Here is an 11747-nt window from a genome sequence, read left to right as displayed (position 1 = left end):
GCTGCGCCGGGGCGACCCGCTCGACATCGCGGCGCACGCCGCGACGCAGGGGCTCGCGCCTGCCGATCGCGCCTTCGCGATCGCGATCGTCTCCGAAACGCTGCGCTGGATGGTCGATATCGACGCGCTGATCGACGGCGCGACCGAGCAGGTGCTGCCCGACGACGTGAAGTCGCGCGCGGTGTTGCGGCTCGCGCTGGCACAGTTGCTCGTGCTCAGGACCCCGCCGCATGCGGTCGTTGCGACGGCGCTGCCGCTGGTCGCGGGCGGCCCGCGGCGGCTGGTACATGCGCTGCTGTCGCGCGCGCAGCAGGAGGAGTGGAGCCTTCCCGAAAGCGCGAACCTGCCCGAAGCGGTCGCCGAGCGCTGGGCGGCCCAGTGGGGCGACGATATCGTCGCGGCAGCGGCAGCGGCGTGGAGCGCACCGCCGCCGATCGACCTCAGCTTCGCATCCGAACCCGGCGAAGGCGAATGGGCCGAAGCCGCGAAACTCGCACCGCTTCATCGCCGCCTGCCGCGTGGACAGGCGGTCGAGGCCATGCCCGGATTCCGCGAAGGCGGATGGTGGGTGCAGGATCTGGCCGCAAGCCTGCCCGCGCGGCTGCTCGGCGAGGGCAAGGGGCGTACCTTGCTCGACCTCTGCGCGGCGCCGGGTGGCAAGACGATGCAGCTTGCCGCTGCAGGGTGGGATGTCGTCGCGGTCGATGCCAGCGCCAGGCGGCTCGCACGGCTGTCCGATAATCTGGCGCGCACCGGGTTGTCGGCCGCGGTCGTGCAAGGCGATATCCGCACATGGGCGCCCGATGCGCCTGTCGATGCTATCCTGCTCGACGCGCCTTGTTCGGCGACGGGCATTTTCCGGCGGCACCCCGATGTGCTCCACCGGATCGAGCCGCGGCAGATCGAGGAGATGGCGGCGCTTCAGGCCGATTTGCTCGTTCGGGCATCGGGCTGGCTGCAGCCCGGCGGAACCTTGATCTATGCCACCTGCTCGCTCGAGCGCGCCGAGGGCGAGGATCAGATCGCCGCCTTCCTCGACCGCAACCCCGGCTGGACGGTGGATCGGGTCGAGGCGGGCGAATTGCCGGCGGGCATCGCGCCCGACGGTGACGGCTTTGTCCGCACCCTGCCCGGCTTTCTGACAGAGGCGGGCGGGCTCGACGGCTTTTTTGTCGCCCGGCTGCGCGCGCCGTCAGGCTGAACGGCGCGACAAGCGGTACAGCGCCAGTTCGCCATAGTCCTTGGCGAGGCCGACCTTGCCGACATAATCGCAGTCGAAATCGCGCGCATTCTGCAACGCGAGCATCGCGGCGAGCGGCTGGGTGCAATAGACTTGCCCGACCAGCGTCACGGGTTCGATCCGCGCCGTGCGGGTAACTTCGGTGCCGTACCAGAGCTCGTTGCCCACGACCGGATCGACCCCGCGATAGATCGGGCCGAAGTGGATGCCCGTGCGCATCCCCGCCCGATGACCTTCGAGCCCGAGTCCGGGCGGCAGCACGTCGAGCTTTTCCTGCATCGCCAATGCGATCCGCGCCGCCGTCGCGGGGTCCTCAATTACCGCATAGACCGCATCGCCCCAGGTGTTGCGGAACAGCACGGCGTCGCCGAACTGATCGAGGATGCCCCCGATCCCGCCCATGATCTCGCTCGCGAAGACCGGCAATTGTGCCTCGCCCAGCTTCGAAAAGCCCGCGAAATCGGCGAACAGGATCGCATAGAGACCCCGCTGCGTGCCGTCGGGGGGTCTCGGCGCCGGTGGAAAGACAAGGCTGCGGTCGAGGCCTCCAACCGGAATCGTCAGCGTCTCGCCGCCCTGCCCCTGCCACAGTGCGATATCGGCATTCGTCCCTGCAATCTCCGCCCCCGATCGCGCCGCCACGGCGGGATCGACGACAGCGAGCTGGACCGCGGCGGTCTCGAGTTCGCGTGCGCGCAGCTTGGCGAGCCCCATCGCGGTGTGCGAGCCGAGGATGAACTGGCAATCGTCGCTGACATAACCCGCGTTGCTGGCGAAATGGACCATCGCTGCCTCGTCGCGGCAGCGCCGATAGCGCGGCAGCCATTCCGCGCCGCCCGACTGGACCGACTGGGCGATGAAATCATCCTCGGCGAACGGCAGCACGATGGTAAGATCGATGCCGCGCGCCAGCGCGGCTTCGGCGAACAGGATGTCTGCCCCGCAAGCGAGCGGCCCGATCAGTGCCGACAGCGGCTGCGTGTCGAGCGCCGCCGCGATGGCCCGGACAGCGTTGGCCTCGCCCTCGCCGCCGGCGCGGAACATGCGGCCGCAATAGACGCCGACCGGCGGCGGGCGCAGGATCGCGACGATCGCTTCGGCATCGGCGGCGGCGATGGCGCCGCTCGCCGCGAGCCGCGCGATCTGGCGGCAGGTCGAGGCGCGATCGCCGGCGCGGCTCCCGCCCTGCCCGACCGCTGCGCGCGCATGGAAGAGCGCTTCCTCGCCGCGTCCGAGCAGCAGCAACGCCTCGACGAGCGTCGCCCGGTCCCAATAATTGCCCGTGGCGGCATGGGCCGCGATCGGCCCGGCAAGCGCCGCCGCACGCTCGCGCTCGCCGAGCATCGCATAGAGGCTCGCGGCGTTGATCGCGGGAAAGTCGGCACCCGACGCCTGAAACGCATGGTCATAGGCGGCGGCCGCCTTGCGCAGAAACGTCGCGCGTTCCACACCGTCGTGGTCGAAGGCTTCATCCTTCCAGATGCGCCCTGCGAGCGCGAGGCTGTCGACATCGCCTTCCCCGGCGAGGCCAAGCTGTCCGTAGAGGTGCATAGCGCCGAGGCTGTCGCCCGACGCCGCGAGCGCGCGAACCATCAGATAGCGCAGGCGCGGGCTGTCGATCCCCCCGCGCCGTGCTGCCGTGGCGCAATCGAAGGCGCTCAGCGCATCGCCCTGCCCCAGCCGGTGCGCGACCTCGGCTTCGATGGCGGCAGTCGGCGCCGTCATTGCCCGCCAGTTTCGGCCGATTTCAGCAACGCGACGTTGGCTTTCTCCACGGCCGACAATTCGACACTGTCGCTCGTTGGCTGGTACCAAGGAAATTGCCCGAAATAGGACTGGAGGCTTGGGTCCTTGAAGCGGAAGCCGTGCCGCGCGAAAATCTCGTTGCGCGCGAGGCGGGCTTGCTGCGGGCTCAGTCCCGCGACATCGGCGGGGCCAAGCGTGCGCGTCGCGGAATCGGAGATGATTATGCCGTCGCCGCTCGCGGGGACGGGAATCTTCGGCGCAGCCACCGCACCGCTCTCGACGACGCGGATATATTTGCGGAACATAAAGCCCGCGGTGCCGTCGGCCTTGCGCACACGCCACCACTGGCCGGGCTGCTGGTAGGTCAGGAACTTCTCGCCCTCCAGCACCTTGCCGACGATCGCCGCCTTGGTGCTCTGGCCCGATCGGATATTGGTGAAACCATCGGGGTCGTCGATCACTGCGGCCAGCGTGAAGGCTTCGGCGGGGGCGACCGTCGATGCGCCGGACTTGCCTGGTGCCTCGACGGTCGGCGCAAGCGTGGCAGTCGGAGCGGATGCGGTTGCCGGCACGGAGGAAGGTTGAAAAAGCTTCCATGCAAGCAGCGCTACCGCGATCACCGCAAGGCTGAGCAGAGCCCACGGCAGGAACGACGACCTTTGTGCTGGCAACGGAGCATGCCGCTCGATGGGAGACGGCTCTGACGCTGCGGGCCGGGACACGGGTCGTTGTGCCACTTCGGGCACCGGCTCGCGCCCGCACAATTCCCCGAGGCTCATCAGCACCTTGCTCCAACCGCGATGATCGGACTCGCCACGCCAGTCGCTGAGGTCGGCGAACTGGATCTGGTTGAAGGGCAGCGGCGGCATCACATCGTCGATCGCGGTCTGCACCAGCTTCTTCTGGTTGCGCGCGACGTCGGCTTCCGCACGCACCCATTCGGACTGCGCCGAGGCGTGCGACCAGACGACGATCGCAGCCTTCGCATGGCCGATCTTTTCGGCGATGACATCGCCGTAGGAGCGGTGCGGCGGCAGCTCGGCGTCCCACCACACTTCATATCCCGCCGCGGTCACCTCCGCCGCGATATCCGCTACCCGCGCCTTGTTCTCGCGCGAATAGGAAATGAATACATCGACCATAGCCAGCCCCTTCGTCGAAGAGGCTAGCCGTGGGTCTTGCGATTCGCCAGCCTGCCCTTTGCCCGCGCCTTCGCCAGTTGCAGCGCGCGTCTGGGGCGCCCTTCGGTCAGGCATCGCAGGACCGAACGCCGGTCGCTGCCCCCGACGCCGCGCTCGACCGCTCCGCAATAGCCGGCGAATTCGGCGTCATCCATGCTGCCGACGGCATAGCGGCGCGCGAACAAGATCTCGGCCTCGATTTCCGCGGCGACCCCGGGGCGCCCCAGCCAGCCATCGAGTTCGGTGAGCGAAGGCAGAAGATCGGTGCCGGCAAAGGGATCGCGCCGCCCCGCCAGCCGTTCGCGATGCGCCAGCCGGGCATAAATGGCCTGCCGCGTCTGCACGCCATGGTTGAGTATGCTCATCTGCCCCGGAGACCGGCGATAGCGAAGCAGGACGTCGGGCAGGTTGTCGATTTCCGAAATTTCCGACAGGCGGAGGAAAAGATCATAATCCTCGCAATATCGGAAGGCGGCGCGATAGAGGCCGGCGTCGCGCAGTGCACGAGTGCGGAACATCGCGGTCGGGTTGGCGATCGGTTGCCGCTGTTCGAGTTCCGCGCGCACGAGCGCACTCCCGACCGGCATGGCCGCACCGCCGGAAATCCTGCGCCCGGCCTCGTCGATCTCCTCGAACTGGGTCCCCAGCGCGCCGAGGCTCGCGTCGGCCTCCATCCGCTCGATCTGGCGTGCGAAACGGTCGGGCATCGCTATGTCGTCCGCGTCCATGCGCGCCACGAACGGCGTATCGACGAGCGCCAGCATCCGGTTGATGCTGGACACAATGCCCTGATTTTCCTGCCGGATCAGATGGATTCGTGAATCGCTGGCAGCCTTGGCTGCAAGGAGGTCGCCCGACCCGTCGGTCGATCCGTCATCGACGATATGGAAGACGAAATGGTCCAGCGTTTGCGCAAGAATCGAATCGACGGCGGCGCCAACGAATGCCCGGGCATTGAAAACGGGCAAGATCACGCTCAATCGCGGCGCGGACATAAGGTCGCTTTCGGGCACGCTCCAGAAGGAACGGATTTTTCCGCGCCGTATAAGCGTGCCCGTGCGTCGTCAACTCGATTAACCGTCTCCCTAGAAAACGGCCTTCGGCGCGTCCTCCTTCATCATCGCGGCGCGGACCATCGGGATCGGGGGGCCGCCATAGGAGAGGAACTCGTCGTGGAAGGCCTTCCACTTCGTCCGGTCGCCCTTGGTCCAGTCCTCACGCAGCTTGCGGATCATCAGCTTGCCCATCGTATAATTGAGGTAGAGCGGATCATAGGTGCCGCGCGCCGCCTGCTGCCGGGCGTTGCCTTCGTCCTGATAGCATTGCTCCTTGAACAGCTTTTCGGAGTCCGCGACGGTCATGCCCTTGGTGTGGAGCCCGATCGCCGAGAGATAGCGGCAGTCGCGGAGCAGCGCGTTCGACAGCTGACCGATATGCGTTTCGGGATCACCGTTGCCGAGTCCCGCGTCCCACATCATTTCCTCGCTGTAATGCGCCCAGCCCTCGGCAAAGGCATAGCCGACGAACAGCTTGCCGAAGATGCTCTCTGCGCGATTCGAGTGGAGGAAATTCAGGAAGTGACCCGGCCAAACCTCGTGGACCGAGGTGAAGAGCAGGTCCTTCTTGCCCGGAATGAACGCATCCTGCGTCGCGTTGTCCCACGTCGGGTCGGGGGGCGAGATATAATAGACCGACGGCAGACCTTTCTCATACGGCCCCGGAATGTCGATATAGGCGCTGTTCTGCCGGTTGTAGGGCGGCGACTCCTCGACCTTTGCCTGCTCGGTGCCCGGGATCGAGACAAGGTCCTTCTCGGCAATGAAGGCCCGGAGCGCGGGAAGCTGGCGCCGCGCCTCCGCGACCGGACCGCCCTCGGGCTTATCGTCATTCATCTTTTTCATGCAGTCGGCGATCGTCATGCCGGCGGCATAGGTCGCGCAGGCGGCCTTCAGCGCATCCTGGTTGCGCTTGAGGTCGGCCTGACCGATGCGCTCGAGTTCGGCGAGCGGGGTGTCGACCGCCTCGTTGGTCAGGATCATCTTCGCGAACTTGTCGGCACCGATCGAATAGCCGTCGGTCGTGCCCGGATTCGATCCGATATAGGCGGCGAGGTCCTTCATCGCCGCCGCGGCCTTGGCCGCCGCGTCGTCGAACTGTTTCTGAAGCTCGGGGTCCTTGACCTCGGCGAAAGCCTTCTTGGCGTCACCGGTATAATAATCGGCGAAACCGCCGAAGCCCGCGGTGCCATATTTGACGAAGGTTGCGGGTAGCGGCAGCTTGATGTTTGCCTTGATTTGCTCGGCGGCGGCGGGGACTTTCTGGGCATAGGCGATGAACGCCTTCATCCGCGTCGGCGCGTCGGCATAGGGGCGCGCGATATAGACGTTGGGGTCGAGCTGGCCGACGTACCAGGCGGGGTTCTTGTGCGGAAAGTCTGCGTCCTGCAGGGAGAAGAGCTGGCCCTGCGCGACATGGATCAGATAATCGCGCTCGAACTTTTCGGCGTCGGTCATCTTGCCGTCGAACGCCTTCGCGTCGGCGATGGTCTTTTCGAGGAAGGCGATCTGCTTCTGAAGGCCGTCGACCGACCAGTCGGGAAGCTTGCCGTCGAATTCGTGCTTGCCCTGATAGACCGCGAAATTGGGGTTGAGCGGGAAATAGCCGGCAAGGAAATTGTCGCGGAATTCAGTCCAATTCTTGGCGCCCGACGCCGAAGCGGGCTTGTCGCCCGACGCATTGCAGGCGGTCAGGACCAGCAGCGCCGCAGCCATGGCGGCGCCGCCGAAGCGAGCAAATTTGCGTGTCATTCGATGGTCTCCCTCAATCGATTGCGGGTTTCTGCCATCCCAACCGACCAATGACATCCGTTAATCGACGAACGGCATGCCCTTGCGCTCTGGACAGAGACGAATTCGGCTCTAGGGCAGAGCGCGATGGCGACGATATTCCCACCCGACGGCGAGGAGCCGGAACTCCCCGGCACTGTGCCTCTCAACCCTTCCCCGCTCAGCTTTCCCGACTATCGCTATTACTGGATCGCGCGCTTCACCGCGGTGATGGCGACGATCGCGGTGGTGGTCGTCATCGGATATCAGCTCTACGACACCGCCCGCACCGACTATGGCATGTCGATCAAGGAAGCATCGTTCCAGCTCGGCTTGCTCGGCCTCGTCCAGTTCGTGCCGATCGCTCTGCTGACGCCCGTCGCGGGCTGGGCCGCCGATCGCTTCGAGCGGCGGAACGTCGCCATCTTCTCCAACGCCATCGACTTTGCGATCGCCGCGGTGCTGGGCTGGTTCACCTGGACCGGCGCACTGACGCTACCGCTCCTCTTCAGCCTCGCGGCGATGCACGGCGTAGCGCGCGTTTTTTCCGGACCCGCGATGAGCGCGATCGCGCCGAACATCGTGCCGCCCGCCGTGCTGCCGCGCGCGATCGCGATGAGCAGCATCGCCTGGCAATCGGCTTCGGTGATCGGCCCTGCAGCAGGCGGCCTCCTTTATGCCGTGCATCCGACGTCGGTCTATATCTTCGCGGCCCTTCTCCTCGCGCTGTCGGCCTTCACGATCAGCCGGGTGCGCCCGGTGCTGCCGCCACCCGCCGAAGTGCGTCGGCATCCGCTGCGCGAAATGGTCGACGGACTGAAATTCGTTTGGGTCGAACGATTCCTGCTCGGCACGATCACGCTCGACCTGTTCGCGGTGATCCTGTCGGGTGCGACCGCGATGCTGCCGGTCTATGCCCGCGATATATTGAACGTCGGCTCCGAGGGTCTCGGCCTGTTGCGCGCCGCGCCGGCAGTCGGAGCGGCGGTGGTCGCGCTGGGGCTCGCCATCCGGCCCATCGAACGCAACGTCGGGGTCAAGATGCTCTGGGCGGTTGCGGTCTTTGGCGCAGGCACCGTCGCGTTCGGGCTTTCGACCAACCTGTTCCTGTCGCTTGCACTCCTCGTGCTGATGGGTGCGGCGGACATGTTCTCGGTCTTCGTGCGCGGGACGCTGATCCAGCTCAACACTCCCGATCATATGCGCGGGCGGGTCAGTGCCGCATCGGGGCTCGCGATCTCAGCCTCGAACGAGCTCGGCGAGATGCGCGCCGGCGCGATGGCGGCGGCGCTGGGGCCGGTTCCCGCCGTCGTCGTGGGCGGCGCGGCGGCGATCGGCGTCACCGCGATCTGGGCCTGGCTTTTTCCCGAGCTGCGCCATGCGCGAACCTTCGATTCGAAGGTCGACGAGACCGGCTGACGCGTTTCCGCGGCCTGCCGAAAGCTTCAAATCGATTCATCGCAAGCGGCTCTCCCTTTGCCACAAAATTCTTGTCAATTAATTAAGTTGAGTTAATGGACAAGCACCCGTCACCGCGGTTCCCCCTCCTCCATCGACGGAGAACCCGCCATGCATACTGCCACCATCCGCCACAAAATCCTGACGATTCCGGGCCTTCACAACAGCGGCCCGACCCACTGGCAGAGCTTGTGGGAACGCAAGTTCGAACATGCCGAACGAATCGAACTCGGCCGCTGGGACGATCCCGACCGCGACGAATGGGTCCGTCGCATCGCCGAGGCGATCGAGGCCGAAAGCGCGCCCGTGCTGATTGCCGCGCACAGCCTCGGCTGCCATGCTTTCGCCCACTGGTTCGCCGCCGCGAGCACGCTGACGCGCAGCCGCATCGCCGGCGCGCTGCTCGTCGCGCCGCCCGACATGGCACGGCTGCGCCACGAAAGACGGATCACGGGCTTCGACGATACGCCCGGCTTTACCACACGCGCGCCGATCATCGTCGTCGCGAGCGACGATGATCCCTATGCCAAGACCGCGCATGTATGGCGGCTCGCGCGGCAATGGGATGCGCGTTTCGTCAACGCAGGGCCGTTCGGACATATCAACGCCGACTCCGCGATCGGGGACTGGCCTTATGGACAGTATCTGCTCGCCTCGTTACAACCCGCCCCCATACCCGTCCTGGCCGACGAGACCCAGTGGCTGCGTGCCGGAGACTGGCCGAATCGCGTCCGCCGCGACCCGCGGTTTGAATTCAAGGAAAGAGCGCACCGATCATGAAAGCCAATTCGATCCTCGAAACCATCGGGAACACGCCGCACATCCGCGTCGCAAGGCTGTTCCCCGACGCTGAAGTCTGGGTGAAGTCGGAACGCAGCAATCCCGGTGGTTCGATCAAGGATCGCATCGGCCTCGCGATGATCGAGGCGGCCGAACGCGACGGCAGCCTGAAGCCCGGCGGCACCATCGTCGAGCCGACGTCGGGGAACACCGGCATCGGCCTCGCGATGGCCGCCGCGGTCAAGGGCTACAAGCTGATCCTCGTGATGCCCGAAAGTATGTCGCTCGAACGCCGCCGGCTGATGTTGGCCTATGGCGCGACCTTCGACCTGACGCCGCGCGAAAAGGGCATGAAGGGCGCGATCGAGCGCGCGATCGAACTCGTCGAAACGACTCCCGGCGCGTGGATGCCGCAGCAGTTCGAGAATGAGGCAAACGTCGATGTCCACGTCCGCTCCACCGGCCCCGAAATTCTCGCCGATTTCAAGGACACCCCGATCGACGTGCTGATCACCGGCGTTGGCACCGGCGGCCATATCACCGGCGTCACACAATTTCTCAAGCAACATTGGCCGAATTTGAAGGTCTTCGCGGTCGAGCCGACGCAATCGCCGGTCATTTCGGGCGGTCAGCCGGGGCCGCACCCGATCCAGGGCATCGGCGCCGGGTTCATTCCGCGCAACCTCCACACCGACCTGCTCGACGGCGTGATCAAGGTCGAGGCGGCCGACGCCAAGGCGTGGGCGCTCCGCGCCGCAACACAGGAAGGGATGCTGGTCGGCATCTCGTCGGGCGCGACGCTCGCCGCGATCGACCAGAAACTGGCCGAACTGCCGCCGGGCACCCGGGTACTCGGCTTCAACTACGACACCGGCGAGCGCTATCTGTCGGTTCCCGATTTCCTGCCCGAAATCTGATCTCTTATGACACGCCTTGCGGGCGAACAGGCAGTGCCCCTGCGGCGCGACTGGACGGGCTGGCTGTTCGTCCTGCTCACGGTCATGGCGATCGTCGCGGTCCTCTATGCGAGCGGGCATGGCGGCGCGGGCAAGCATGGCGCGCGGCCGCACCCGGTCGCGCCGCCCGCCGATGTCGTTCCCGAGGTCGCGCCGATGGAGCTGGCGCCGGTGACCGAAGCCGACGCGCGCGCCGAAAATGCCGAGATTCCGCTCGTCACCAGGGGTTTCGTCGCGCCGCGTCCCTTCGTCTACGCTGGCAGCGGCGACGGCCGCGCCCGTGCACGCGACTGCCTTGCCGCCGCGATGCTCTATGAGGCCGGCGACGATGCCAAGGGACAGCAGGCCGTCGGTCAGGTCGTGATCAACCGCGCCCGCCACCCGGCTTTCCCCAAGTCGATCTGCGGCGTGGTGTTCCAGGGATCGGAACGCACGACGGGATGCCAGTTCACCTTCACCTGCGACGGCGCGCTGAACCGGCGCTATTCGGATGCCGCCTGGGCGCGCGCGCAGGCGAATGCCGAGATGATGTTGTCGGGTACGACCTATCCCAAGGTCGGGCTCGCGACGCATTACCACACCGACTGGGTACGCCCCTATTGGAGCGACAGCCTCGAAAAGATCGCGATCGTCGATACCCATCTTTTCTTCCGCTGGCCGGGCTATTGGGGAACGCCGGGAGCGTTCCGCGGTGCCGTGTCGGGGAACGACGCCGGCGTCGCGAAGATGGCGGCGCTGTCGCCCGCGCATGCGCTTGCGGTCGGCGCAGCCGTACCGACCGAACTCGCCGCGGTCGATGCCAATGCCGCGGTCGGTGAAGCGAAGGTCGTGACCGGTGCCGGCGACGCCGCAGGGCGCGACACCATCTATGTCGCGCTCGACCGGCGCGCGGCGCCCGAAAGCTTCGTGACGACCGCGCTCCGCCTCTGCGGCGACAAGCCCTATTGCAAGTTCATGGGCTGGACCAACCCGACGCTGAAACCCGACAGCGACGCGATGAACGAGATGCAGCGCTCGGCGATGACCTTCTCCTATCTCCGCGACGACAAGGCGGGGTTCGAGAAGGCGCTTTGGAACTGCAGCGAGTATAAGCGCGACGACGCGCGCCAGTGCATGAAGCGGTAACGGCGAGCGGCGTGGAAAGCCGCCCTTCACGTCGAGGGGGATTTTAGGGCCGCAGAAGCTCCGCATGGGCGCAGTGACCTTCTGTCTTTTATGGCGTTGAGGGTTTGTCGCATCGTGCCGGGAGCACGCCCTAAAGCGACAAAGGATACCGATATGCGCACCGAAACTGTCTCCTTTGTCGCCTTAAGGGCGGTACGGGAAAGCCGGTGATGTCAAAGAGCGGCGTCAAGGCTGGCACGGTAGGATAAAGTAGGACAGCGATTTTTCCGGGTCGGCCGGCGGCGGCTTTGGGGTGTATTCTGTTGAAAAACTCCCGCTTGCAGTGAAGCGCGGGGAATGATTCAGTTGTCTTGTTATCGGGAGACTGCTGATGATGGGCGAGCGGAAGGTGATGCAGGAGGCGCTGTTTTACAGCTTCAGCCTTGAGGATCATGTG

The 11747-nt window shown here is 65.9% G+C and carries 9 protein-coding genes; 5 read left to right on the top strand and 4 right to left on the bottom strand.

What is annotated here, in order from left to right; genetic code table 11:
• Nucleotide 1 precedes the first annotated feature (1 nt).
• Nucleotides 2–1201 carry an RsmB/NOP family class I SAM-dependent RNA methyltransferase gene (locus ACE3SL_RS11740; protein ID WP_374525923.1) on the top strand — a complete coding sequence of 400 codons (1200 nt, stop codon included), beginning with the start codon at nt 2–4 and terminating at the stop codon, nt 1199–1201.
• On the opposite strand, the gene ACE3SL_RS11735 is transcribed toward ACE3SL_RS11740, so the two are convergent.
• The 4 genes from ACE3SL_RS11735 to ACE3SL_RS11720 form a co-directional block, all read right to left on the bottom strand.
• Nucleotides 1193–2965: a tetratricopeptide repeat-containing protein gene (locus tag ACE3SL_RS11735; protein WP_374525922.1), complete on the bottom strand. Its 1773-nt coding sequence runs from the start codon at nt 2963–2965 to the stop codon at nt 1193–1195. The two genes, ACE3SL_RS11740 and ACE3SL_RS11735, sit on opposite strands and share 9 nt — an antisense overlap.
• Nucleotides 2962–4128 (bottom strand): YARHG domain-containing protein, encoded by a 1167-nt coding sequence (locus tag ACE3SL_RS11730; protein ID WP_374525921.1) that lies wholly within the window; start codon nt 4126–4128, stop codon nt 2962–2964. Before ACE3SL_RS11730 ends, ACE3SL_RS11735 begins: the two co-directional genes overlap by 4 nt.
• Nucleotides 4129–4151: 23 nt before the next feature.
• Complete coding sequence (locus tag ACE3SL_RS11725) at nt 4152–5162, bottom strand: glycosyltransferase family 2 protein (RefSeq protein WP_374525920.1); 1011 nt, start codon at nt 5160–5162, stop codon at nt 4152–4154.
• Between the two features lie 90 nt (nt 5163–5252).
• Nucleotides 5253–6974 (bottom strand): DUF885 domain-containing protein, encoded by a 1722-nt coding sequence (locus tag ACE3SL_RS11720; RefSeq protein ID WP_374525919.1) that lies wholly within the window; start codon nt 6972–6974, stop codon nt 5253–5255.
• A gap of 126 nt (nt 6975–7100) precedes the next feature.
• On the opposite strand from ACE3SL_RS11720, the gene ACE3SL_RS11715 reads away from it, so the two are divergent.
• From ACE3SL_RS11715 to ACE3SL_RS11700, 4 genes are all read left to right on the top strand, one after another.
• Nucleotides 7101–8411 (top strand): MFS transporter, encoded by a 1311-nt coding sequence (locus tag ACE3SL_RS11715; protein WP_374525918.1) that lies wholly within the window; start codon nt 7101–7103, stop codon nt 8409–8411.
• Between the two features lie 150 nt (nt 8412–8561).
• Nucleotides 8562–9230, top strand: a complete 669-nt coding sequence (locus tag ACE3SL_RS11710) for an RBBP9/YdeN family alpha/beta hydrolase (protein ID WP_374525917.1) — start codon at nt 8562–8564, stop codon at nt 9228–9230.
• A complete protein-coding gene (gene cysK / locus ACE3SL_RS11705; RefSeq protein WP_374525916.1) occupies nt 9227–10147 on the top strand; it encodes a cysteine synthase A in 921 nt (306 codons plus the stop codon). The genes ACE3SL_RS11710 and cysK overlap by 4 nt, the downstream gene beginning before the upstream one ends.
• 6 nt (nt 10148–10153) lie before the next feature.
• Entirely contained in the window at nt 10154–11311 is a 1158-nt protein-coding gene (locus ACE3SL_RS11700) for a cell wall hydrolase (protein WP_374525915.1), read from the top strand.
• Nucleotides 11312–11747 lie beyond the last annotated feature (436 nt).

The organism is Sphingopyxis sp. (genome assembly GCF_041916015.1).
Taxonomy (GTDB): Bacteria; Pseudomonadota; Alphaproteobacteria; order Sphingomonadales; family Sphingomonadaceae; genus Sphingopyxis.
Note: the sequence above shows the minus strand (reverse complement) of the source record. Positions and strands in the feature narration are given on the sequence as shown.